This window comes from Paenibacillus sp. CCS19 (assembly GCF_033239625.1).
In the GTDB taxonomy this organism is placed as follows: Bacteria; Bacillota; Bacilli; order Paenibacillales; family Paenibacillaceae; genus Paenibacillus_T.
Genome location: NZ_BTCK01000035.1, coordinates 12,872 through 37,742, shown reverse-complemented (window position 1 = coordinate 37,742; position 24,871 = coordinate 12,872). Strand labels below are relative to the sequence as shown.

Annotated in this window: 22 protein-coding genes and 2 pseudogenes; 6 read left to right on the top strand and 18 right to left on the bottom strand. The window is 51.7% G+C overall.

What is annotated here, in order from left to right:
- Positions 1 to 29: 29 nt before the first annotated feature.
- The 7 genes from SBI19_RS21120 to SBI19_RS21090 all read right to left on the bottom strand — a co-directional run bounded on the left by SBI19_RS21120 (position 30) and on the right by SBI19_RS21090 (position 7,862).
- Positions 30 to 1,562: a carboxylesterase/lipase family protein gene (locus SBI19_RS21120; RefSeq protein ID WP_317971499.1), complete on the bottom strand. Its 1,533-nt coding sequence runs from the start codon at positions 1,560 to 1,562 to the stop codon at positions 30 to 32.
- 84 nt (positions 1,563 to 1,646) lie between these two features.
- Positions 1,647 to 3,437 (bottom strand): type 2 periplasmic-binding domain-containing protein, encoded by a 1,791-nt coding sequence (locus tag SBI19_RS21115; RefSeq protein ID WP_317971498.1) that lies wholly within the window; start codon positions 3,435 to 3,437, stop codon positions 1,647 to 1,649.
- Positions 3,438 to 3,494: 57 nt separating this feature from the next.
- Complete coding sequence (locus SBI19_RS21110) at positions 3,495 to 4,463, bottom strand: carbohydrate ABC transporter permease (RefSeq protein ID WP_317971497.1); 969 nt, start codon at positions 4,461 to 4,463, stop codon at positions 3,495 to 3,497.
- Positions 4,460 to 5,380: an ABC transporter permease subunit gene (locus tag SBI19_RS21105; RefSeq protein WP_317971496.1), complete on the bottom strand. Its 921-nt coding sequence runs from the start codon at positions 5,378 to 5,380 to the stop codon at positions 4,460 to 4,462. Before SBI19_RS21105 ends, SBI19_RS21110 begins: the two co-directional genes overlap by 4 nt.
- Before the next feature lie 631 nt (positions 5,381 to 6,011).
- Positions 6,012 to 6,413, bottom strand: a complete 402-nt coding sequence (locus tag SBI19_RS21100) for a VOC family protein (RefSeq protein ID WP_317971495.1) — start codon at positions 6,411 to 6,413, stop codon at positions 6,012 to 6,014.
- A 70-nt stretch (positions 6,414 to 6,483) separates the two neighbouring features.
- Positions 6,484 to 7,173: a sigma-70 family RNA polymerase sigma factor gene (locus SBI19_RS21095; RefSeq protein ID WP_317971527.1), complete on the bottom strand. Its 690-nt coding sequence runs from the start codon at positions 7,171 to 7,173 to the stop codon at positions 6,484 to 6,486.
- Between the two features lie 224 nt (positions 7,174 to 7,397).
- Complete coding sequence (locus SBI19_RS21090; RefSeq protein ID WP_317971494.1) at positions 7,398 to 7,862, bottom strand: VOC family protein; 465 nt, start codon at positions 7,860 to 7,862, stop codon at positions 7,398 to 7,400.
- Between the two features lie 57 nt (positions 7,863 to 7,919).
- On the opposite strand from SBI19_RS21090, the gene SBI19_RS21085 reads away from it, so the two are divergent.
- Positions 7,920 to 8,753, top strand: a complete 834-nt coding sequence (locus SBI19_RS21085) for a helix-turn-helix domain-containing protein (protein WP_317971493.1) — start codon at positions 7,920 to 7,922, stop codon at positions 8,751 to 8,753.
- Here SBI19_RS21085 and SBI19_RS21080 read toward each other — a convergent pair.
- The gene (locus SBI19_RS21080; RefSeq protein ID WP_317971492.1) at positions 8,750 to 9,328 is read right to left on the bottom strand and encodes a YdeI/OmpD-associated family protein; all 579 of its coding nucleotides are present in this window, start codon (positions 9,326 to 9,328) and stop codon (positions 8,750 to 8,752) included. The two genes, SBI19_RS21085 and SBI19_RS21080, sit on opposite strands and share 4 nt — an antisense overlap.
- A gap of 304 nt (positions 9,329 to 9,632) precedes the next feature.
- On the opposite strand from SBI19_RS21080, the pseudogene SBI19_RS21075 reads away from it, so the two are divergent.
- Positions 9,633 to 10,028, top strand: a pseudogene (locus SBI19_RS21075) (GrpB family protein); the annotation flags it as partial.
- 63 nt (positions 10,029 to 10,091) lie between these two features.
- Here the strand turns inward: SBI19_RS21075 and SBI19_RS21070 are convergent.
- From SBI19_RS21070 to pnuC, 5 genes are all read right to left on the bottom strand, one after another.
- Positions 10,092 to 10,658 carry a hypothetical protein gene (locus SBI19_RS21070; RefSeq protein ID WP_317971491.1) on the bottom strand — a complete coding sequence of 189 codons (567 nt, stop codon included), beginning with the start codon at positions 10,656 to 10,658 and terminating at the stop codon, positions 10,092 to 10,094.
- A 27-nt stretch (positions 10,659 to 10,685) separates the two neighbouring features.
- Positions 10,686 to 12,446, bottom strand: a complete 1,761-nt coding sequence (gene ade, locus SBI19_RS21065; RefSeq protein ID WP_317971490.1) for an adenine deaminase — start codon at positions 12,444 to 12,446, stop codon at positions 10,686 to 10,688.
- Positions 12,447 to 12,877: 431 nt separating this feature from the next.
- Positions 12,878 to 13,774, bottom strand: coding sequence for an ADP-ribosylglycohydrolase family protein (locus tag SBI19_RS21060; protein ID WP_317971489.1), 897 nt, complete (start codon positions 13,772 to 13,774; stop codon positions 12,878 to 12,880).
- 35 nt (positions 13,775 to 13,809) lie between these two features.
- The gene (locus SBI19_RS21055) at positions 13,810 to 14,823 is read right to left on the bottom strand and encodes an AAA family ATPase (RefSeq protein ID WP_317971488.1); all 1,014 of its coding nucleotides are present in this window, start codon (positions 14,821 to 14,823) and stop codon (positions 13,810 to 13,812) included.
- Positions 14,813 to 15,505: a nicotinamide riboside transporter PnuC gene (pnuC, locus tag SBI19_RS21050; RefSeq protein ID WP_317971487.1), complete on the bottom strand. Its 693-nt coding sequence runs from the start codon at positions 15,503 to 15,505 to the stop codon at positions 14,813 to 14,815. The genes SBI19_RS21055 and pnuC overlap by 11 nt, the downstream gene beginning before the upstream one ends.
- 603 nt (positions 15,506 to 16,108) lie before the next feature.
- Here pnuC and SBI19_RS21045 point away from each other — a divergent pair.
- Both SBI19_RS21045 and SBI19_RS29525 read left to right on the top strand, forming a co-directional pair.
- Positions 16,109 to 17,005, top strand: a pseudogene (locus SBI19_RS21045) (endo-1,4-beta-xylanase); the annotation flags it as partial.
- On the top strand, positions 16,991 to 17,494 hold the full coding sequence (locus SBI19_RS29525; protein ID WP_348538018.1) for a hypothetical protein: 504 nt from the start codon (positions 16,991 to 16,993) through the stop codon (positions 17,492 to 17,494). The pseudogene SBI19_RS21045 and the gene SBI19_RS29525, both read left to right, overlap by 15 nt.
- Positions 17,495 to 17,626: 132 nt before the next feature.
- Here SBI19_RS29525 and SBI19_RS21040 read toward each other — a convergent pair whose 3' ends face one another.
- The 3 genes from SBI19_RS21040 to SBI19_RS21030 all read right to left on the bottom strand — a co-directional run bounded on the left by SBI19_RS21040 (position 17,627) and on the right by SBI19_RS21030 (position 20,070).
- Positions 17,627 to 18,280 carry a FusB/FusC family EF-G-binding protein gene (locus SBI19_RS21040; protein ID WP_317971486.1) on the bottom strand — a complete coding sequence of 218 codons (654 nt, stop codon included), beginning with the start codon at positions 18,278 to 18,280 and terminating at the stop codon, positions 17,627 to 17,629.
- Between the two features lie 298 nt (positions 18,281 to 18,578).
- Entirely contained in the window at positions 18,579 to 19,127 is a 549-nt protein-coding gene (locus tag SBI19_RS21035; protein WP_317971485.1) for a hypothetical protein, read from the bottom strand.
- Between the two features lie 127 nt (positions 19,128 to 19,254).
- Positions 19,255 to 20,070, bottom strand: a complete 816-nt coding sequence (locus SBI19_RS21030; RefSeq protein ID WP_317971484.1) for a GNAT family N-acetyltransferase — start codon at positions 20,068 to 20,070, stop codon at positions 19,255 to 19,257.
- Between the two features lie 434 nt (positions 20,071 to 20,504).
- On the opposite strand from SBI19_RS21030, the gene SBI19_RS21025 reads away from it, so the two are divergent.
- Positions 20,505 to 22,139 carry an RNA polymerase sigma factor gene (locus SBI19_RS21025; protein WP_317971483.1) on the top strand — a complete coding sequence of 545 codons (1,635 nt, stop codon included), beginning with the start codon at positions 20,505 to 20,507 and terminating at the stop codon, positions 22,137 to 22,139.
- Between the two features lie 42 nt (positions 22,140 to 22,181).
- Here the strand turns inward: SBI19_RS21025 and SBI19_RS21020 are convergent, their stop codons facing one another.
- The gene (locus SBI19_RS21020; protein WP_317971482.1) at positions 22,182 to 22,805 is read right to left on the bottom strand and encodes a nitroreductase family protein; all 624 of its coding nucleotides are present in this window, start codon (positions 22,803 to 22,805) and stop codon (positions 22,182 to 22,184) included.
- A gap of 64 nt (positions 22,806 to 22,869) precedes the next feature.
- Positions 22,870 to 24,081, bottom strand: coding sequence for an MFS transporter (locus tag SBI19_RS21015; RefSeq protein ID WP_317971481.1), 1,212 nt, complete (start codon positions 24,079 to 24,081; stop codon positions 22,870 to 22,872).
- 163 nt (positions 24,082 to 24,244) lie between these two features.
- Between SBI19_RS21015 and SBI19_RS21010 the strand changes: the two genes are divergently transcribed.
- Positions 24,245 to 24,691 (top strand): MarR family winged helix-turn-helix transcriptional regulator, encoded by a 447-nt coding sequence (locus tag SBI19_RS21010; protein WP_317971480.1) that lies wholly within the window; start codon positions 24,245 to 24,247, stop codon positions 24,689 to 24,691.
- Positions 24,692 to 24,871 lie beyond the last annotated feature (180 nt).

Genomic DNA, 24,871 nt, shown 5'->3' with positions numbered 1-24,871 from the left:
TCGGCTTCATCTGGCCTATCGGTCCATACTCACTTTACAACGGATTGTTTCTTGAAAAATTGCTCCGTAAGGAATTTCATCATATCGCTAGGCTGCTCTCTGACAAATTCGGCTTGTTCCGCGAAACGCATGCCATATGGCGCCTTCGGCGCGTAGGGCTCCCACCGCGGCAAGTCATCTCCCGTAGCATCTTTGCCGTTCGGGTCTCCGCAGCGGATGAAGTTCGCCCAGTAATGGCACATCTGTCTTGCAAGATCGTAATGTTTGCCGACGAACGGTCTCCAGCATTTGGCGAGGGTCTCGAAGAAGAACCAGAGATCCACCGAATGGAACGTGCCAGGGTCATCCCATCCCGGGATCTCGGCATCGAAATTGTAATAGTACATAGGGAGGTTGATGCCGGTGTCTGCATTGGCCTGCCCAGCGATCCTTATCGCGTATTCAATGCTGCTCACGGATGCTTGTCTCAAGACCTCATCGAAGTTTCCTGACGAGAATCCGCAAAGCGCCAGAAAATCTTCGGCATCATCGCCGAACAGGTCGACTGCCAAGGTTTTGAACTCGTCCGGCGTAGTAACCTGAGGGACATTGAAGAACTCGGATGACGTATGGCCGAACATTATCGGTACCGGCCAGCGCTTGTTCTGAAGAAGCCGTTCGAACGGGTCGCCTAGGTTGAACTTGTTATCGATAACGGTGCCCCAGAACGCTTTGGACGCCAGATACTCATCGCGGACGTAGACCGCATCAAGCTTACGAGCCTCCGCAAGCGAGGATACGCCGAGAGATTCAAAGAAGCGAACGCCATCTTGTTCGGCTTCTTCCAAGGTACGCAGAAACTTTGGCGTGCGGCCCCCCGGGTAGAGTCTCGTGATTAACCCGCTCTGAATGATCGCTCTTTGGAAGAGTCCTTCGTTCTGGGGCGAAGCGAGCTGGTTCATGACACTGCCGCCCCCTGCCGACTGCCCGCCGATGGTGACGTTGTCCGGATCGCCGCCGAAAGCCGCAATATTGCGTTTGACCCAGCGCGTAGCGAATTGTTGGTCGAGGTGACCGAAGTTCGCCGGAGTTTCCGGCGATTCCGCGGTAATCTCCGGATGGCATAGGAATCCGAACGCGTTCAAACGATAGCTGATCGTCACCACGACGACGCCTCTTCGGGCAATGCGTTCGCCGTCGAACTCCATTTCCGCAGTATGACCTACCTGCAGCCCTCCTCCAAAATACCATACGAATACCGGCAACTTCTCTTCGGAACAGTTGGCCGGGGTCCACACGTTAAGGTAGAGACAATCCTCGTTCATGGCAATATCTGGTTCCACGGCCCATTCCCTGGTGTAGATATTATTAACGTCGATTTCCTGTCTGACCTGCATCGGGATCGGCGCGAATTCGTAAGCTTTAAGAACGCCCTCCCACTCTCTGACAGGCTGCGGAGCGCGCCAGCGGTTGTCGGCTACAGGCGGCGCGGCAAACGGAATCCCTTTGAAACTTGTAATTCGAGGGTCGGCTGCCGGCAACCCTTGAACCATCCCGCCTTCAACACTTACGACTCTAAGCATATTTGATTTCCCCCTTTGAGTAGGAAGGCAGGGGATATATATGTTGATCATATATATCCCCCGCCTTAATAAGAAATAAAGATATTACTTGGTGGCCGTTGCATCTGCACGCATTTTTACAATCTTCTGAGCCCTTTCCGTATCCACGGCAACGACATCATTCCAACCGAGACCTACTGCATCTTTTTGCATCTTTGTCCACAGCTGGTCGAACTCGGCTTGATTTTTCGCGAATACCATTTTCCAGGATGTGTTCTTCACATAGTCCGAGATTTGGCTGCGTTTGTTCTTAATGTCCGATGAATCGCTTCCGAGGCTTGTGTTAATGTTCGGCACGATATCGATCATATTATTTTTCAGGTAGTAGTCCGTTGCATTCGTTGCGTTGTAGGTTTTCTGCCAATCCGTCTTTAGAGCTGTTTTGTTCGCTTCAATGGTACTGCTCCAATAATTTGTGTTATAAAATTCCTTGGTGTCCGGATCTACGACAAAATCGCTCATGATCATGGTGTTAAGCTTGCTCTGTCCGTCCTGGTATCCGCCTCCGCCGTATTCATCTGGAACAGGCGTATTGTTCTGGAAGGCAGTCTGTCCGACTTCGGTAAGCTTAAACTTGCCATCCGTTGTCTTTTCATAGTTAAAGCCTTCAAAACCAGCGGTATAATAGCGCAGTCCTTCAGGTGAATTGAGCCAATCCAGGAATTCCATGATCCGATCAGGATCCTTCGCTTTTGATCCGATCGCAAATACTCTTCCGCTGCCGTAATAAGCATCGCTGTTCTGAATGATGTGCGTATCCGCGATCGGAACCGAAACATTGCCGTCCCCGTTCTTGCCTCTCTCAATCGTATTGTAGAAGCCTGTCTGCCAAGAGTACCACAAGAGAAGAACCTGCTTGTTGGTCAGCTTCTCGGCTACTTTGTTCCAATCCTGGGAAGGAGAGTCGGGATCGACCAGCCCCTGTTGATTGGCGTCAAAATAGAATTGAAGAATCTTCTTGTACATGCTGTTGTCGTCGATGAGCGGAACGATGTCGCCCTTCGCATTTAACTGGATGGTCGAAGTGCCATCCGGCTGTTGGTAACCATACCAGCCGCTCAGCCAGCGCACGTTCTCCATGCCGCCTCCATCCCAATCCTTCCACAGGGTGATCGGAACGATCGGCTTACCGTCCGGCGTCTTCGGATACTTCTCTTGCATTTGCTTCAAGACGTTCAGAAGGTCGTTCAGATTGTTGAGCTTGGGAGCCCCAACACCCTTGTAATAATCCCAAGGCATGATCGGGCTCGAGTAAGGGAGCTCTTCCGAGAAGGTCGTAGGAGACGTATCGGCTTCAAACGTCGGCAAAGCGTATATCTTGCCTTCCGGATTGATTTTATCGAAAGCCGCGTTGAATGGCTTAAAATGATTGTCCACGTACTGAGACAAGTACTTCGTATTTTTGAGCTTATCCGTGAGATCCATGACAAGACCGGCCGGAATCAGTTCTTCCAACTGGCTGTTATCGACGATCACAAGATCTCCCAGGTCGCCCGCCGCCGTTCTCGTCTTGTATAATTGGTCGCCTGCCACCTGAGGGGCAAGTATGTTCAAAGTGATATTGAATTTATCTTTGATAATCTTGCCATACCAACCGGTCTGCTCTCCTTGGTAATTGGCCGCATTGTCGAATACGGTGATCGTAAGCGGCTTGCTGTGATCGATCGTGCCGGCAGCTTGAGTTGCGCTTGTGCTCGTGCCTGTGTCAGACGACTTGTCGGTTGAAGACGTATCGTCGGATCCGCTGCTGCACCCGGTCAATGCGACCGACGCCACTAACAGACCAGCCAACGATACTACCACCGATTCCCTTGCGGATTTCTTGATTTTACTCACGTTCATCCCCCGCTTTTGTCAATGTTTTTTGGTCAAATTGTATTATAATAGCGCAGGTCAACCTTTGACGGCGCCGATCATAATTCCCTTCACGAAGAACCTTTGGAAGATCGGATAAACCAACAGGATAGGCGCCACGACGATAATGGTCACCGTCATTCGGATGGAAGTCGTCGTCTGCTTGGTCGTCAGACTGGCCATAGCCGTCGATCCGGCGTTCTGCAGATTGACCATGGTCGATAATGAACTCGCCTGATTAATGTAGTTGTATAGAATAAACTGCAAGCTGTAGAGCTTGCTGTCCGTCACCAACAGCAGCGTGTCCTGAAAAGAATTCCACTGGTCTACCGCCGCGAAGATCGCGACCGTCGCCAATATGGGCTTGCATATAGGCAGCATGATCCTGAAGAAGATGGTCATGACTCCGGCCCCGTCGATGCTGGCTGCCTGCTGCAGCTCTTTCGGCGTTGACTCCACGAACGTCTTGACCAGAATGATGAAGAAAGGCGCGACGATCGTCGGCAGAATATAAGCAAGAAAGTTGTTAGTCAGATGCAGCGATCTCATGGTCAAATACCACGGAATAATCCCGGCGCTGAAGAACATCGTAATGACCGTGTAGCGATACCAGAATTTCCGCCCCCACATATCCTCTTGGCTAAACATGAAGCCCAGGAATGCAGAAGCCCCTACCGTCAAAGAGGTTCCGATGACCGTTCTTCCTATCGACACTAGCGCCGCGTGCCCCAGCCCCGGGATCTTAAACACGTCTACGTAGTTCTGGAAATGGATATGCTTCGGAAAGAATACGACATCGCCTCTGGCGCTGATATCATTGGCGCTGATGGTGTTAATGATGAGCGAGTAAAAAGGATAGATGCAGACGAAAGCGAACAGGGAAAACAAGGTATAGATCACAACGGAAATCAACCGATCCGTCGCGCTGACCTGATATCTCACTTTTTTATCGAATCGGCTTTGATGTACCTGTTCTTGTGATGTTAGATTGACTGTGCTGTCGCTCATACAATGCCCTCTCCTCTTAACAATTTGGATAGTCCGTTCACCGAGAAGAGAAGCACGACGCTGATCAAGCTCTTCAGCATGCTGATCGCGACGGACACCGAATAGCTGCCGCCACCCATGGCCAGGTTGTATACGTACAGATCCAATGCCTGTATGCTGTCCTTATTAAAAGCATTCTGGAAGACGAAGTATTGCTCCAGGCCGTTATTTAAGAAGCTCGCGATTTGCAGCATCAGCAGCACGAAATACGTCGGCAGCATGCTTGGCAGGACAACATATCGAATCACCTGCATTCTTGTCGCGCCGTCCACGTGGGCCGCTTCATAAAGGGAATCGTCGATTCCCATGATCGCCGCGATATACAGGATGGCTGACCACCCCAGCGCTTTCCAAGTCGTCCACAACCACATCATAAGCCACACATGATGCGAGCTTTGAAGGGGCAATATCGGAGAATCAATACCCAATTGCCTCAGAAGACCATTGACGATACCATCGCTTGAGAACATGGAGAACGCCAGCGAATAGACCAATACCCAGCTGATGAAGTTCGGAAGGGTCGTAACCGTCTGGATGAACTTGCGAAAGCGGACAGCCTTGATCTCGCACAGAAAGATGGCAAAAACCATGGGAAGCCAGGAGAAGAGAAGGTTTAAGCCGCTCAATCCGAACGTGTTCTTAATGATCTGCAGCAGTTGATCGACCTTCACTTGGTTCTCAACCAAGGAATGAAACCACTGGAAACCGACAAACGGCGATTTCGATAACGGAATCGGCGGCGAATAGTCGAAGAAAGCATAGACCCATCCATATAACGGGTAGTAAGCAAAGATAGCAAGCAGAGCCATGAAGGGCAGTACATAGAGAAACTTCCTTATCGACATACTTCTTATACCGTGTTTTTGTACGTGCATCATGTCACTCCTCACTGTTATGGTACTGCGTCTGTACACTTCACTATTGCCCACGGGACAGTTCCTATGAATTTACTTCCCAAATTTATGAAGTTTTCTAGTGATGACAGCGTTTTCATAGCATAAGACATCGATTTCTTCAAAACAATGACCAATTCTCATCGTTTATTGATCTATCCTCATGTCGGTTATAAGAACCTTAAGCTGGTAAGACTTATGTCCTATGCAAAATGACAACAGTCCCGATTATGATGAAATAGAGGATGACTTATGATTCTGTGGACATCCCCACAATCTCCGCCACCCCCCGACTACTGACACTAGTATTGATAGATCCTAATATCTACCTCTAGTCGAGTATGCTCCAAATGTTACATCCTAGACGCTCAACCTAAAAAAGCAACTCCCTGATGGGAGTTGCTTTTTGTTTCATCAATACGACAAGTCAGGACAGGCTGCACGAGAATATTGCCATACGAGTATCCAATCCTGAGAGCGATATTCTCGAATATGTAATTTACTGCTTTGCCGGCCGCACCTGCTGCGTATACCATTCGCCGGATCGGCTAACGTCCGACACCGGGAGATAGATGTAGCTTGTCACAATAGCTGCTGTCTCAACATGGCCCATCCTCTACTCGTCCCCTTCCTGCGGCCAGCCGCCCCATAGATTGCCTACATGACCATCCGGATCGCGGAAAATAAAGCTGTATCCGCCAGACGGCTTGTACACCAGCTCATCGATATCGGCGCCCTTCCTCTTCAGCTCTTCGTAGGCTTCATGAATGTTATCCACTTGGAGCGAAATAAGCGGTTGAAGCTGACCTCGGCTGTTCGTGAAGTCCATCTTCGGAACATCAGGGCACAGAACCAGTCCTAGGCCGACACCCGCTACATTGAGCCAAGCCTCGGTATCGCCTTCCGTGTAATCGAACGAGAACGGTATACCGAGCAGCTCCTTGTACCACTTGAGCGATACGGTCAGATCGCGGACGGGCAGCGAGATGACGGCATAATTTTTCACCTGAATAGACATTGCATTACTCCTCCTCGGTTGTTATTCGGTATCTATAACGAAGATTGTGGTCGTGTAGAAACGGGTATGATCAAATAATTTGAAACAATTCGATGAGATGTCCATTCGGGTCCCGTACCGTAAACGAGTAACGACCTGCCTCCCGCGACACCTTCTGAATCGTCACGCCCTGAGCGGCGAGGCTGAAGTAGGCTCGACAGATCATGCCTGCGTCGCCTTCGCGGAAGCCTTGCAGGAATGTCTCGAACAACGAAGCCGTCATAACCGGGTCATTCTGTTTCTTGGACCGACCATAGTTCCGCCCAATGTTATGTCGATCCCCGTCCGTGAATGATTGCAGCCGCCGGCGCGCCCGCTTCAGCCCTTCCTTCACCGCACCTTCCGTCATGCGGAGCAGTTCAGCGGACTCCGCTGCAGTGAATGCGAAAGCATCGATCAGAATAACAAGCACCATCTGTCTCGGGTTCAGTGATTCTGCCAGCTGCTCGAGCAGTTCGCGAGCCAATCCACTGTCCACGGTGAATGGCACAACCTTAAGATGAGCCTCGTCGAATGAGCTATCGCCATGCCTCTTGCGTTCCCTCCGATACCGATCGATCCAAGCGTTCTTGGCAATGCGGAACAGGAATGATCGGTTAAGCTGCCGCCGGGGGTCCTGCTCCAAGGCGACAACCGCCTTCGTCAGGGCATCCTGCATCAGGTCCTCTGCATCCCAATCGTTATTAGTAAGGGAACGGCAGTAAAGCTTCAATCCCGGTATGTATGACTCCAGCTTCGTGAATACGTCCAGTAGGGTCAGCTCCTCGATCAGCTCTTGTATCTATTCCAAATAAAACAGAGACAAGGCCATCCCGCGCGGATGACCTTTCTCGGTATATATGCAGCTTGCTCAGAAGCCCCCAATCGGCAGATCGGCATATTCGCATGAACCAGCTGTTCGACTTCAGTCTGCCGTGACATCTCAACGACTCTCCCAGATTCAATTTATACAGAGCCACTCGCTTCCTGAGCGCTATGAATGGCGTTCCATATCTCCTTGTAATGCGGACTGTGGATCAAGCCAATGATGTTGCCGAATGGATCCTCTACCGATGCGGTGAACCAGTTCACGCCGCGCTCCGTCAAGGGTTCGTACTCGGTTGCTCCAAGATCTTTCAGCCGCTCCAGCATGCCCGCGACATCATCGACATGCCAGTACAGCGTCGCTCCTCCTGCACCATTCAAGCTGGCCGTCTTAGGCGCATACTTCTTATCGATAATGCCCAGCTCGTTCTGATAATCCCCGATCCGATATTCCAGATATGCTGGATTGTCGGCATTTGGGCTTTGAAAATACGGCTCGATCCCTAGCAGTCTCGTATACCATTGTCTAGCCGCTTGAAGATCGTCCGCCCAGAAGCTAACATTCGCCATTCCGCGCAGGGATGGCTGGTTTGGTTGATTTGTCATATTATTCTATCTCCATTCTATGGTAAATTAAATTATATCTCAATTGTAGGTGATGCTATGCGCGGTGTATTACAGAAATCCGCATCGATTTATACGCCTCTCGGCCGTTTGAATCCTGACGGGGATGAACAGCATGTTGTATTCCAGACCTATCTGCCGCCAGACGAGCTAACCCCGTTCGTCGATCACTTCTGGACGATTGCATGGAACCGATCAGCAGACGAGCCCTATGTCTCGGAGCAGGTCATGCACCGACCTTACGTAGACGTTTTCTTATCGGAGCAGCAATCGGGCATTCAATGTACGTTCCGCGACAAGCGCGACTATACCGCGGTGGATAAAGGCCGAATTATCGGCGCACGATTGCATCCGGGTGCATTTCACGCGTTCTGGGGCGGATCGATGGACGGCTTGCACAATGGGACGATCCCCTTGCAGGATGTATTCGCCGCGGCCGATCCTGCGTTCATTGCGCATGTCCTGACATTGGGTGATGATGAAGGTGTGACTGTACTAGCCGAGTTAATTGAAGCGAATCATCCGCAGATGGATCCGAACATCGAGGTCATAAACAATATCATTGCGGCGATTGAACGTGAAGACTTGCAGACTGTGAAGGAAGTGGCGCAATGGTCGGGTCGAAGCGAGCGATGGCTGCAGCAGCTATTTCAGTCGTACGTCGGCATCGGCGTCAAATGGCAGTTGCAGCGCAACAAGCTGCTTGCGGCAGCGAGGTCCATTCGGGACAGCGATGCGCACGATTGGGCGGATCTCGCCTATTCGCATGGTTACAGCAGCCAGCAGCATTTTATTACCGACTTCAAACGGGTCACGGGTAGAACGCCTCTGCAATATAAGAAAGCATTGGATGCCGATCGTCAAACGGATTAGTGTGGCTGCCCCGCCGCCTCCAGCTTCGCAATCGCCTTCTGCAGCTGGGTGATACGGCTTCGTTCTGTTGCTGCTTTCAGAATAGGCAGGAAAATCATATACTGCGCGGTCTTATCGAGCCGATCGAATGCCTGTCGAGCCTGTTCATGATGCTCCAGTGCGCTTACCAGATCTGGCGGTACGATGGCGGTCTTCTGTGATTCATAAGCGGAGTCCCATCTCCCATCCTTACGCGCGAGGTCGATTTCGGCATAGCCAGGATCCTTCATCCGCCCCGTCTCGATTAACTGCTCCGCCTTCTTCACATTGACCAATGACCACGGACTCTTTGTACGCCTTGGAGAATACCGCTGTAGATAATACTGCTGGTCGAACGACTTCCGATGGCTGTCGATCCAGCCATAACAGAGCGCAATGTCCAGTGCTTCCGCGATCGTGATGGACTGGACACCGGAGCCCTTCTTAGCAATCCGCAGCCAAGCGTCCTCCTGTTTATTATGGTGATTGCCAAGCCAGCTTTCCCACTCTGCGGCATTGTTGAAGTCGATATAGCGGATAGAATTCGATGCTGCCATCTTCCACATGCTCCTCTCCTATTGGCCTCGTCATGAACAGCCTTCTTGAGTTTTACTATACACGCAGCCGGAATCGCCGTATTACAAAAAAGCGCAGTCCTAACAGGTTTCCCCGTCCGACTGCGCCCCACACTCGTGCTTATGGGCTAACTTATAGCTCGTGACTATATATCCTTCGCCAGCCCGCAGCTGCACCTCTTCTTCCCGAACAGCACCTGATAGCTTGCCGGGAATGCTTGATTAATGCGCTGCACCTCTTTGATGAACTGCTTCTTATCCTGCGGCGTCAGGCACTTCGGTTCCTGGACTTAGTGCCAAGCCGATTATCGATATGATGCCAGTTGTTCGGGACATCAGCAACATGGATGCCTATAATGCGGAGATGACTGCGCTTGGGTACGAATGTATGGGCGAATTCGGCATGCGGGGCCGGCGATATTATCGCAAAGGCGGCGACTATCGCACGCATCAGGTGCATGTGTTCCAAGCGGACAACCTCAAGGATACGATCCGCCATCTGGCTGTACGCGACTATCTGCGGGCGCATCCTTGGGATGCACAGCAGTACGGAGAGCTTAAAGCAGGCCTCGTCGCTCAGTTCCCCACCGATATTGAAGCCTATTCGGACGGCAAAGATGCGTTCCTGAAGGATCTAGAGCGCAGGGCGTTAGAGTGGTATCGGGCGAACTGCGGGAGCTAAGATGGGTCTGTGCCAAAAAAGCATTCCGCTTTGCTGCAGCGGAATGCTTTCCCGTCGTTACTATCATCTAACCGAGTTTGCTATCGCGACGAGCGCCTCCGCGGGCACCTGTTTCTGAATGCGGCAATCGATGGCCAGATAATACTGCCATCCCTCATGCTCGGATACAAGCGCATTGAAGCCTCTCTCATGCTTCGACAGCTTCTTGGGTGACCGATACTCTAGGAATAGGGCTTCGCTGCCGTCTTTGAGTTTGTAAACATGCTTCGCCCTCGTTTTCCTAAAGCTTAGCTTCCTCTCTATTGGCCTTATATCCATAATGTAATGGATCTTACCATGCTTCTCATTCAAATATTCAATCCGCAGATTGTCATTGAGACCTTCACTGCATCCACGAAATTGAGCCAACTGAAACGTGAACGGCACAGGCGGCAGCTTATAAGGCAGCGACAGCTCTCGATGGGCATCTGCCTCGCACTTCTTCAAGGCCGATTCGACTGGCTCAAAGCCATTGTCGAGCAGAACCTGATCGAATGGCGGCGGCTTATCGCTGGACGGTGCCGCGGCGGCAGTTGTTTGCATCGTGAATATGCCGACTAACAGAAGACAGATCAGGATGAAGGATCGCATCGGGTTTGCTCCTTTTTCTAGAGAGGCTCACGCCTTAATCGGACTAACCGAAACGTCAATATGCGAGTTGGACGAGAACTCGAACAAGCCCCGATCCGTCAGCTTCAGCTCCGGGATCACGGGCAGCGTCAGGAAAGACAGCATGAGGCACGGATTGAAGGCCGTCGTCGCACCAATACGTGCAATAGCTTCATTCAATCCCTTCAGCGATTCGTACACTTCCTCATAGGGGCGGTCCGACATGAGACCCGCGACTGGAAGCGGAAGTACGGCTCTAACGTCCTGACTGTCGACGACGACGATCCCGCCATTGCTTGCCTGCAGCTCCTGAATCGCGATCATCATCGCATCATCCGACGTGCCGACCACAACAATATTATGCGAATCATGCGCGATCGTGGTCGCAATCGCACCTTCCTTCAACTGAAACCCCTTAACGATCCCCAGACCGATATTGCCGGTCGCTTTATGCCGTTCAACAACAGCCAGCTTCAACTGATCGTTCTCGGTATCGCTGATGAACAACCCGTCCTTCACCTTGACCGTCTCGACTCGATGACGGGTAACGAGTGAGTTCGGAATAATCTCGATGACATTGCACTCGTTCGATTGCACCGGGAGGTTCAAATCGTCCTGCGTCATTCCCTTCACATGCAGCTTAGGAAGCGGATGGCGCTGAGATGTCGTCGGTTGACTGCTGCCGAATGCCGCATCGATGATCTTCTGATCGCGAGCGACAAGCTGTCCCTTTTTGTACACCTGATCAATCGATAAGCTATTTAAGTCATCCAACAGCAGGAAGTCTGCCTGATAGCCTGCTGCAATTGCCCCTAGATGACGAAGTCCGAAGCATTCGGCCGTGTTGATCGTCACCATTTGTACAGCAATAATCGGGTCCAAGCCCTTCTGAATGGCAAGACGTACGATGTGGTCGACGCTGCCTTCTTCTATTAGATCGTCCGGCAGCTTATCGTCGGTGACGAACACGCATCTCCTCGCATTACGCTCGGTGATGACCGGCAGCATGGCCTCCATATCCTTCGCTACTGTGCCTTCGCGTATCATCAAGTACATCCCTAGATCCAGCCGGTCCTGTGCCTCCTGGCTGTTGATGCCTTCGTGATCGGTTCGAATGCCCGCTGCCATGTAGATGTTAAGATCGTCTCTGCCGATACCCGCTGCATGCCCATCAATTAAGCCATTATGGCGCTGGGTTGTCACGAGCTTGTCCATCATGCGATCATCCCCGCGTGCCACCGAGGGGAAATCCATTACTTCCGCAAGCCCCAGCACTTGAGGGTCCGAGAGGAAAGGCGCCAGTTGGTCCGCATTCAGCGTTGCCCCATTGCTCTCGAATTCAGTCGCGGGTACGCAGGATGGCAGCATGACATACGCGTCCAGAGGCAAGCCCTCTGCGTCATCGAGCATATACTGAATGCCGTCCGCTCCCGCTACGTTCGCAATTTCATGCGGATCGGTAACGACAGTTGTAACGCCATGCGGCAATACGACCTTCGCGAACTCCCGTGGAAGCAGCATCGAGCTCTCGATATGGACATGGCCGTCGATTAGGCCGGGAACGATGATTTTGCCACTCGCATCAATCGTTTCGCGCCCTTCATATGTACCGATCCCCGCAATGACGCCATCCACAATCGCGATGTCGCCCTCCATCATCCGTCCCGTGAATACGTTGACGATCGTTCCGTTCTTCACGACTGTATCGGCTGGCTCTCGCCTGGCCGCGACGGCAACTCTCTTCTTCAATACGGCTGCATTTATTTTCATTTATAAGGGCTCCTTTGCGAACAAGCTGGAACTAGACCAACTTTTATTGTTCGGTTGATTGCTGGGAATTATCCGCAGACGACCAGAAAAGGCCTCCCGAGGGAAGGCCTTCGTTGAAAGTATATACGATTTTATTACAGGTGCGGCTGCCCGCACAACTAGGCCGTTACAGCGTTACTAAAGGTTGCCGTATGAGCCTATTTAGGCTGAAACGTGCCATTTTGATTTCTAAAGGGTGTTTTCGAGCTTATTAGCTCTACACGGGCCCCTATAGCCTCATTTTTCTACAATAGCCACTCTCACAACCGTTACACGCGTAATCCCGACGTATTGGCCGTAATAATCACTGTGGTATCCGTTAGAGGAATGGCATCCGGGCAATTGCAGCCTGTTCTCCGCTTCCTGTGCGTGAGTGCTTTGATTTGTCCACGCTATCGGCCGAGCCGCAGCGCATTCAATTGCTCACTCAACATATCCAACTTCTCTTTGATCAAAATCCGCTCCGCATAACGCTGCGGAATGCCCGTATACCCATAGTGAATACCAGCCAAGCCACCGGCTATTGCCCCGATCGTGTCCGAGTCGCCGCCCTCGTTGGCTGCTCGCTGAACGACCTCTTCGAAGCTGTTCGAGGTTAGCAGCAGATGGAGCACCCAGCGCAGCGTATCAACGACATAGCCCGTTGGCTCGCAACCCGGATGCGCACCGGGCTGGAGCAGGTCAGCATATTCGGTGTCAGCGATCTCGACCGCAATAGTCTCTCTCAGCTCTGCTCTCTCTGCCAGCATCCGATACGCAATCCGATTGTACATCGCACAGGTTGCAGCGCAGCGCTCGTCGTAATGCGTCATCTTCGCCTGCTGCCGGGAGACCCGCTCCATTTCCTCCAAATTGTCGTATGCCAGCGCTACTGGCAAGCAGCGCATCAACGCCCCGTTACCAGCGCTCTGTCCCAAGTCCATATGCGCTACAAATGCAGCTTCCATCCAATCGCCGTCATACCTGCCGAATACTCGCCGAATAATGTTGCCGATATCCTTGGGATCGGACCGATACCATGCTAGAAAATGCTCCCCGATCGCCGCCATCGGCGCATCGGGCTGCTCCATAATGCCATTCGCCACGCACAGCGTCATCATCGTGTCGTCCGTCACTTCGCCTGGCTCCAGGCCCCACACACCGCCGCCGATGATTTCCGTCAGATAACCATGCGTCTTCTGTATCCCCGTCCTCGACATGAATTCCGTCGTTCCTCCGAGTGCATCTCCCACGGCGACACCGTATAGGCCGCCCCGAATGCGTTCCAACAAACTTAATGACTCTACCATCTCCACCGCTCCTCTCCCTTCAGTTCACCTGTAAGCTACAACCGCTCGCCCAAACTCCGATATTTCGCAAACAGCTTCATTACCTCGTCAACTCGGTCAGCCCGCTCTTCCAGGCTGCCTCGCAGCGGGATAAACGGGATACGCCGCGTGAGCAGGTCCGCCTTGATCTGTTTATGGAACTTCCCGCGATGAACGGCACCAGACCGATCCCACGTATCATCGTAAGGAATGTCGTCCTCGCACAAGAAGACGAGGTCGTATCGCTTCGACGCTTCCTCTGCCAGCGCCGCCAGATTCGGATGCGCAGCCCCGTGATAATCGAGCGAGAACATATACGTCGTAATTGCATTCGTATCCACGAACAAGTAACGACGTGCCTGAAGCGCTAGCGCATCCTCCCGATCTCGATGACCTTCCGCAATTTCCACCAACTGATCCTGTGTCAGCCTGCGGTCGGATTGATGGAGCTCCCAATATTCACGACCATACTCCGGCATCCATACGGTGTTGTGCCGATCCGCCATATAGGCGGCGAGCGTCGTTTTGCCCGTCGACGGCGCGCCAAGGAATACGACCTTCGCGATCAGATCGCGGTAGACAACGGGATGCACGAATGCGCGCTCCTCATAGGGCATCTCACGGACACGCGTGCCTGAGATCGGCACCTCTCTACGTTCAGGATCCACCAACCGGTTCACCGCATGCAGCGCTTCGCTCATATGCTCGCCATAGAACTCACTGCTGTAGAAATGGGTAATCCGCTGCCCTTGCAGCAATCCCAGCACATACTGCTCCTGGCTTCGCTTAATCTCCGGCGTATCTCCAGTCTCTGTCGGACCATCCCATGCCTCGATCACCCGTACGTCGGGATATAGGCGCCGAATCCACCCCGCCCGCACAGACAGCGGAACATCGATCGTCTCTGGACAGTCGTATATGATAACGATGACCTCATCCATCTCCATCAGCGCCGTATCAATAACATGCTGATGCCCGCGATGGAACGGCGCGTATTTGCCAAGCGTCAGTCCGATCTTCTTACCGCTCATAGCCGATCTCTCCCCTATGCCTTGCCTCGCTGTCGCCATACCCAACATTCGCACTGTTCGCTGCCCGCCACTGTTTGTGCCACGAATACAGCCCTGTTGCAGTGATAGCCAAGAAAATGACGTATAAGAAAGCGACCGCATACAGCTCTTTGTACGCGTACATCCCGACCGACAGCACGTCGACGAGCAGCCAGCAGTACCAGTTCTCTAAGATTTTGTATGAAAGAAGATACTGAGCGATCAAACTTAAAGTTGCGATGAAAGCATCCGCATAAGGAATCGATGCGTCCGTGTAGGCTGCCAGCCAGGCTCCCCAGCCCCAAGTGACGAGCGGCAGCAGCAGGAGCAGACCAATTGCCAGCCCTCTGCCTATGCGGCGTGTCGGTCTTACGCGGCCCGAACCCCTTTTGGTCAGCCAGACAATCCAGCCGTAGATGCTCAGCGCGAAGAAAAATACTTGCAGCGTCATATCGGCATACAGCTTAACGTCCCAGAACATGTAGAAGAAACATGCCACATTTATTAGCCCGATCGGCCAGGCCCAAATATTCTCGCGAGCGGTCAGCCAGACGCTTAACAGTCCCGTGATCGTCGCCACCATCTCGAGCGTCGTCGATGAAGTGAAATAAGCGACAGCCAACATCGCCAAGCAAAGCGCCGCCATTGTGATTGTTTTGTTCATTGCGCGTACCTCCCTTGTTGGTTGAAACGTAGATGAAGCATTTTACATTGTCATATCGACCTTATTAATTTATATAGTCATTATGACATAAACAAATAGGATGTCAACAGCTTTTTCCATTTCGGGTTGTTCGTTTCGTCCTGCCGATCGTCGCTTACGCGGTCGGCAGGCTTACGGAACGGTGCCGATTAAGGCGTACAGAATATATAAACAACTAAATCGGATGTTCTTTTGGTGACCAAATTTATGTTCTTAATGATACATTCACGAATGGCCCTATCTAGGTTTGAATGAAACCTAACCTTCGATGTTAAGGCTGCTTGCGCCGTGCTGCTCACATCTAGATTTTGAAGGGTAAACCCCTATATTTCCCCCTGTATATTGCGGTGATTTCATTCGCTATAATCCCTTTGTAAGTGCTTACATTTACAGACGAGGGAGGTGGTAGAACTTTCTGCATAACTATTTCTGTTGTTTATTGGTAAGGAACGAAGCATCCCTGACTGCATGAGCAAACAGAGAGAAATTGAACTTATTAAAGGAGGAATTGTTCTGTTCGCAAACAAACTTGCAAAGCTTGTTGGTACGATTGCTTTAGCCGGAATGCTTATTACATCCCTCTCGGTCGATTATGCGCAAGCCAGTCTTGTAAGCGGTAGCAAATTTTTGGGGAATATCATAGCAGGCAGCGTTCCATCTAGCTTCGGCACGTATTGGAATCAGGTAACGCCGGAGAACGGGACGAAGTGGGGCTCCGTCGAAGGCGCGCGCAACTCGATGAACTGGGGGCAAGCGGATACCTCTTATAACTATGCCAAGAGCAATGGCATGCCTTTCAAGTTCCATACGCTCGTCTGGGGCAGTCAAGAGCCGAGCTGGGTCGGCAGCCTGTCGGCCGCCGATCAGAAGGCGGAAGTTACGCAGTGGATCCAATTAGCCGGACAGCGATATGGCGGCTCCGAATTTGTTGACGTCGTCAACGAACCTTTGCACGCGAAGCCGGATTACCGCAACGCAATCGGCGGCGACGGCGCAACCGGATGGGATTGGATCATCTGGTCGTTCCAACAAGCCCGGGCAGCATTCCCGAACTCCAAGCTGCTCATTAATGAGTATGGCATCATTAACGATCCTAACTTAGCGGATCAGTACGTCAATATCATTAACATTCTAAAGAGCCGCGGATTGGTCGACGGCATCGGCATCCAATGTCACCAATTCAGTATGGACACCGTATCCGTCAGCACGATGAATACGGTCTTGGGCAAACTGTCGGCAACTGGTTTGCCGATTTATGTATCCGAGCTCGACATGACAGGCGATGACGCGACCCAGCTCGCCCGGTATCAGCAGAAGTTCCCTGTGCTGTGGGAGAATCCGAACGTGAAAGGCATTACGCTGTGGGGCTATATTCAAGGCCAAACATGGATCAACGGCACGCATCTCCTCAACTCCAACGGTACGGAGCGTCCTTCGCTCCAGTGGCTGAAATCTTATCTGAGCGGAAACACCGGAGGCTCTGGAGGTACAACCGCGAGCATTTATCATGACTTCGAATCGGGCACGGAAGGCTGGGCTGGCGGAACGATTAGCGGCGGACCATGGTCCACAACGGCATGGGCCTCCAAGAATACCCACTCCCTGCAAGTAGACATCCCGATGGCGAGCGGTTCGGCGCACTACATGTACAAAACCGGCACCTTCAACGTGACGGGCTTCAATCAGCTCCGAGCAACCGTGCACGGCTCCACATGGGGCGGCTATGGATCTGGCTTGGGCGTTAAGCTGTATGTCAAATACGGCAGCAACTACGCCTGGAAAGACAGCGGCTGGGCAACAATCGGCGCGAACGGCACGATCAACCTCACGCTTGATCTGACGGGCGTCGATAAAACCAATATCAAGGAATACGGCATTCAGTTCATTGACGCAAGCAATTCGTCCGGCACAGCATCGGTTTACGTCGATAACGTGTATCTGTGGAATTAAACATTCCATTCGCGCAAAAAAGAGCGGGTTATCCTTGCGATAACCTGCTCTTTTTGTTGATTTCGGGCCCTAAGCCTTAATTTAATGCCAGCGGCCCTTGGACTGCTCTGTCATTCTATTGCTATTCAAGTGCTACTCCAGCACGGCGTCGATGAACCTCTCAAGCTGCGCAATGTCGGTCACGTTCTTGTTGCAGATATGACCGTCCGTGCAAATGTAATTGCCGACCGATTTGTAGTAATCGGAGGATACATTCGCAGGTCTCTTGCGGGAAATCGCCGAGAACAAAGCCAGCTTCTCAAACCGGTTGCAGACGAAGCAGTAGCTTTTCTTGTTCGTCTCCGTGAATCGACCTTCTACGCCTACGAATTTGCCGTCCTTGTGGTAGACGATGAACATTTTGTTCGTCGAGATATCAACCCAGCTCAGGTAAGACACATAGCGGAAGTCGATCTGCGCCAGATCAGGCAGCTTCAGCTTCTTGTTCTTCGGGAACAGCTTCCGAATCTGCTGCTCCGTAATGGGCGGGAACGCGATCAGATAAGACTCGAGCCCCTGCACATACTTCTGCAGATCTTCGCCTGTTCGCAGACCCGCGATCGATTCGAGCATCGTCATCCGGCTGTCCGTCACATCCGGGAACAACTCGGCTACCTTCGCCTGCGCGCTGGAACGGACGCCTTCTACGACCTTGGGATCACCAACCGTTCGGAGGGTGTGAAGGACGTAATCGGCTTGATTTCTCACGAAATTATATTGATATCCTCTAATGAATGGTTCGCACATTGGCAATTCAGCCCCTTATTGTTAGTTGAATAGTCGTCAGTCAATAAGGTGCAAAGCCATCACTAGAAACGATAAATGCGTTATTATGGGCGAAGCCGTGGCCTTCCCATGCAAAGATCGCCTCCCTCTCAGGCTTTGCATGAGGCTGTGCCAGTCCGGCAATCTCGAGCCATTGCCATCGGTATCTAACCCCCTAAGTTCGAATTGGATATATTATAATGCAGCTTCCGAGCAAAAGAAAGACTGCCCACGTCCCAAAATGTTGGACCGAGCAGCCTTCGAAGGTTAGTGTACAAGCTTATATGTCCAGAACGTAATACCAAGCCAAATAACGAGCCAAGCCTATAATGGCATAGATCAGCAGCACCGTACCCGCTCCGATTCCTGTAATCGCGCTGGTGGCTACGTTCAACCGAGGCCCTATCACAATCGCAGCAATAGAGACGGCAACGAGAAGCGCAGCAAGTACATACAGACCTGGGTCTTTGAAGACACTGACTAAGCCAGTAAAGTGGACACCGACGACCAGTGCGATCCACGGCGCAACATACTCTTTCTTATTCCTCCGGAGGAATAAGAAAGCCCCTACACCTGCGACTATGAATTCCGTATACACAGTGACCGAATACGCGGTTAACGACGTATTGTCGTTCAAAGCCGACGGCTTGCTCCAGTTGTTAATGCTCAAGTAAACGCCAACGAGACAGACAAGCAGCGCCAGCCCGGAGGCGATGCCGAGATATTTGCGCCAGCTCGCCCTTGGCCGTTCCTGCGCCCAACCGAACCAACTGAAGCTGAACATGCCGAACACCGCCGCATACATCGTATAGTCACGGATATAGTCCACGCTGTCACTCCTCTATTGTGTGATAGAATACAGGCCTGCAGAAAGCATGCCTCTCGATCAAGGCATGGGAATATATAGGTGCTATACGTTGCTGAAGACTCGCGGTTACAGCCGCCAGGCAATGGAACTAAACGCGATAAACATACTTGTGAATAGTGCTGTACACCTCGAAGCCCAGCTTGCGATAAATGTTAAAGCCATCCTCGGAGGCCGTCAGGATCGCAATGCGGTAGCCTGCGCGCTTCGCCTCTGTCAATGCGTGAGCTGTAACAGCAGTTCCAATGCCCCGGTTTCTCGCTTCAGGCAGTGTCACTACATGGTGAACGGCCGCAACGCCGGCAGCCAGGAACAGCATGACAGTCGCAACAGGTCGCCCCTCCAAGTAACCGACATAATAGCGATAACTTGCTTCTTGATACCCCAATTGCGCGTACATCTGCTGCAGAAGCGGAATGTGATCCGATGCACCGAACGCCCATACGTTCACCCAGTCCTTCAACATATCTCCGCTAACGACTTGCCGTACAGTAAATTCGACGGGATACTGCACTTCCGATGGGTGAAAATAGTGAAGATCGAGCGCCATGCCGGGCTCCGACTCGTCATGCTCGAACCCCGCGGCGAGCAGATGCTGCGCAAGATCGGAAGGCTGCGAGGTAGGCCCGAGCTGCCAGATGAAAGACTGTTTGGCAGCGCGAAAGCTTTGTATAATCGCGTCAATCCGCTTTCTCTTATCGCCTGCGGCTATCGCGCTTCTGAATACGCCATTGAAGAAATAGATCGGTACGCCCGAGCTGATCCATAGAAGATCATCATCTTCATGGATCTCCGCGTGAGGCAGGCGAGCAAGATAGTAGGGATAGCAAGACAGGCTGTTATCGATCGAGCGGATCATGGATTCTTTCGAAATATCAGTAATAATCGGGCTGTTTAAGTTTGTCATTGTCATAGCTCCTTCATCGTATTGGACGCAAAAAAAAGGCATGGATTTCGGACGACAACACATCCTCATTCCATGCCTCTAAGGGACACTGACTGATATACGCTGCGCTTAACGTTTGAGCCAGAAGCGTCCGGGCTGCAGCATGAAATAAACGTCTCACGAAGACGCTTTTTCAGGCAAGCATGCTGAGCCGCAGGCCTAGCTCCTATGCAATTCAAACGTTAAGTAAAGTCACAAACACTAAACGACCACCTTGTCATTATTACCCATAATTGTATAGAAACAATTACTGCCCGTCAATAGATGATGAACGGCAGTTTAAATCTCATATATAATTGAAATTATTTCTACCATCTACCTAACCAAATCTATTCTCAACCGACTATTAGGATGAAATCATTCGCGAATGAAATCACGCAAAGACAGGTGTAAAGATGCAGACAGAAGAAGCCCTTCAGCTCCTTGATGACCAAGCGTTTCTAGACACGTTGTTCGGCTATGCCTATAAGCGCTGCAGCAATTCATATGAAGCCGAGGATTTGTGCTCGGAAATCGTAGTGGCACTGCTCCACAGCATCCGCAAGCAGCCTGCCATTGAGCATTTCCACGGATTCGTATGGACCATCGCGCAGCGCGTATACGCTGACTTCTCCGAGAAGCGGAGGCAGCGGGCAGCCAGAGCCGCCTATACCGATGTCCGATTAAGCAGCACCATCGATGCGATCGACGAGTTGATTAACAGCGAATATGATGCCTTCATGCTTAATCGAATCAGACGGGAAATTGCCTTCCTATCGAAAATGTATCGAGACGTCATGGTGATGTATTACCTGGATGAACGGAAAACGTCGGACATCGCCCGCACGCTTGGCATTTCGGAGACAACCGTGAAGCAGCGCTTGTTCTCTGCCCGCAACGCCATTCGAAAAGAGGTTGAGAAGATGGACATTACGAGCTTAGCATTGAAGCCGATAAGGCTCATATTCGTAGGATCGGGCCGCCCTGTGGGCAATGACCCAAGAACGAAGGCAGAGAGACGGTTCTCGCAGAACCTCGTCTACCTGTGCAAGAACACGGCACGCAGCGCCAAGGAACTGTCCGAGCTGCTGCATGTGCCCATGCCTTTTATCGAGGATGAGCTTGAAATTCAATGCCGCGGGGAGAACGGACATTACGGACTGCTTAGGAAACTGGACAATAACCGCTACATCTCCAATATCATCATGCTGGATGCTGCTGATTATCGCAAGGTGCAGGCGGAATATAACCAATATACAACCAAAGTCGCACTGCAAATAAAGAACTACTTGGACCAGAACCAACAAGCCATTCTTGGCTTTCCTTTTCTCATTAAGCAATCGGACCTGTCATTCATCGCCTGGTCGCTCATCTCTCGCATGGTGTGGTCATTCGAGGGCAGGCTGCAGCAGTGGCTGACGGACAACTATTACGCTAGCATCGCGCGAACCGAGCGAGAATTCTATACGTTCGGGTTTGCTGTACGAGAAGACGAGGATATTGAGATCGGATTCTATGGCTGCGATGGCATTAGCGCCTCCAATATTTGCGGCTACCGTCAAGTATTTGCGTCAAACATCTACGGAAGGCGAATCCAGAAGCACTTCAGCTGCGGCCATAACATCTCGCAGGATCCTGCTATGATGATGGCCCTGAATGCTGTTGGCGGACTGGCAATTGAGACGCTTACCGAAGAGGATAAGGAAATCGCCTCGAAAGCGATCGAAGCTGGCTATTTGCGTAAAGAGGCTGGTCAGCTCTATCCGAAAATTCTGATGGTCGATGCAGCAGACGAGGTAGCCCTTCATGCCCTTGCCAGCGGCTTCGCCCAGACGGTCGACAGCCTCGTGGAACCGATGGCTGATGCGCTTCACGGCTTTATCCAGCAATATGTGCCGCAGCATCTCATCGGGGAATACCATCAATTCGTGCTTCAGGCCACCGCCGGGTTCATCGGTGCTGTCATCGAGCAGTGCATCGATAATGGCGCTCTGCATGTGCCGGAGACGCCATTCTGTGCAGAAGGCACATGGATGGTCGTTCATAAGTAAAAACATGAAACCCCAGTACGCCGGTACTGGGGTTTCGTCATTTTAGCCTATATAGGTGACATATTCTCCTGTTGGTTTGCGATAACCGCGAGGACGCATACTTTCTGGGGAAGCGTGTCCGATCGTGATCATCATGACAGGAATGAAGCCTTCAGGCACTTCAATCAATTCTTTGAGCGCTTGTTCCTCGATACTGTGCATCGGACAAGTATCCCAGCCTTTATCCTTAGCGATTAGCATGAGGTTCATGGCCGATAAGCTCGCATTGCGCACTGCGTCTTCCCGTTGAAAATCTTCTCCGCGGCTCTCGTAGAATTGGATCGTGTTGTCGACGACCGTCTGGTACTCCTGTTCACTAAGCAGCCCTAACGTCTTCAGGCCCTCGTTAATCTCCGGCGCGTTCAGATGCGCTTTCGTATTGCCAAGCACGAAGATGACGGCCGAAGCGGTTCTAATCTTGTACTGCTTATGAGCCGCTTCATAAATACGCTCAATCAGCCTGCGGTCCGTTACCGCTACGTAATGGGCATGCTGCAAGTTGTAGGCCGTCGGCGTATATTTCGTTAATGCGAATATCTCTTCTAACTCATGCCGGGCAATATCTACATGTTCAACGAATCGATTGGCGGATCGACGGTCGATAAGGACGGATTGGAATTCGCTCACTCGCACTACCTCCTAGTAGGTGAAGAAAATCATGATTGCCTACTATATTTCGGTAATGTACTTGTTATTTTAAAGAGCTCTCGCTTCTTCTCCACACATATGACACATATACGAGGCAGAAGAACACGACAACCAAGAACGAATAACGGTACATCGCAGCGTAGCTGGTCGCTTCCGCTAGTTGTCCGAGCAGCATCGCACCACCGCCAATGCCTAGATCGAACATGGAGTAAAAGGTTGCATTAGCCGGCCCCCGCTTGGCTGGCTCCACGCGGTTCAGGATCCACGCTTGCAGCGACGGCTGCACGGCACCGAAGCCTAGACCGAAAAGAACGGCGGAGATCGCCAGGGTCGTCAAGTCGTGTGCGTAGGACAGCACGATCAGCGCAGCAGCCATCAGTACGCTGCCCGGCAGGATGACCCATACATGGCCCTTACGATCGAACAACCGCCCGGAGATGAGACGCACAATCAGCAAGCACACGGCGTTAAGGGTGAAGAACAAGCCAACATTGCCGATATTCACTTCTTTGCCGAACAGCGTGATGAAGCTGACGATTCCGCCGTAGACGATCCCAATCAGCAGAGCAAGCAGCGAAGGGAACAGCGCTTTCGGCTCGAACAGCTGCGAACGGAAGGAAGGCTTCGCCTGCGGCTTCTCGACATTAGCGGTATGAACGTCCTTATTGCTGCGCTTCCGCTTAACACCCCATGCACATAGTAGAGATAAGATCGTGCTGCCCGCCGCAATGAAGATAACGCCCTGCATATGCCATGAGCCATCCAGAATCGCCAGGCCGATCGCAGGCGCCAGCGCCATCGCGAGCGTGCTTGCAAGACCGAAGTAGCCGATGCCTTCGCCGCGTCTTGCTGCTGGAATAACATCCGCTGCCAGCGTGCCGGACGTAACCGTGACTACGCCCCAGCCAACGCCATGAACACACCTCGCCAGCAGCAGCAATACGACCGAAGTCGTCCAATGGTAACCTGATATAATAACGAAGCAGAGAAGAAGACCAGCCATCAGCCAGCCTTTCTTACTATTGCCCATCACCGCTCCGACCAGGGGGCGCGTCACGAGCGCGAATACGGTAAAGATGCCGATAATAAGGCCGACAGCCGTGTTATCGCCGCCTAAGTCCTGCATATATACAGGCAGGGTAGGCAGCAGCATTTGAAACCCGAAGAACAAGAAGAAGCTGGCGAACGTAATCAGAATGAAATCGGCCGTCCACAATTTCTCGGCTCGCCGCTGTTGTTGTGCATTTTCCATCATGGTACCTCCATATGAACATAATTAGTGAGTAACCTCACTAATTTAATGATACTGTGAGTGTACCCACTTACAGATCGCGCGTCAATACGACCTTAGTTTGACGAAAAGCCGCGATGAAGTAAGATAAGAGTAGTAGAAATTGCGAAAGGAGGCCGTTCAACGTATGGACAAATCGCCGCACCATCAACCGGACGAAGAAGCTGCTGATATCTTCTACTTGTTCGTCACGACCGCCCGCATCTTGAAATTCGAATTCGAGAAACGGTTGGCGGCACTAAACCTGCCCATTCCAATCTCGGGTCCGCGTCTGCGTCTGTTAATGGAAGTCTGGAAGGCTGAACAGATTCGCATGAATGAGTTGGCGGCCACGCTCGACCTGAAGCCCCGTACCATAACCGATTTCATCAAGGCGCTGGAACAGAGCGGACTTATCCAGCGCACCGTAGACCCTACGGATCGACGAGCAGCCATCATCTCGTTGACGGACATGGCCAAGCCCCATATTCGGACCATTCGGTCCGTCAGTGCCGAAATATCCGAGAAGCTTATGGAGAAGCTGTCGAGCGAGCAGCGAAGGCAGATGAAGGATATGCTGTTGACGCTTGTATGAATAGGGTTTTATCAAGCACTTACGCAATTCGCGTGAGTGCTATTATTTTGCGCAAATAGCCTAAGGCCCTGATCATTCACTTATACCAAGTTGAAAATACTGATTCGAGAGGTTCAACCAATATATGTTTATTCAATCAAACAAGGATATTCGCACGTTCACAATCGTGTTCATCATATA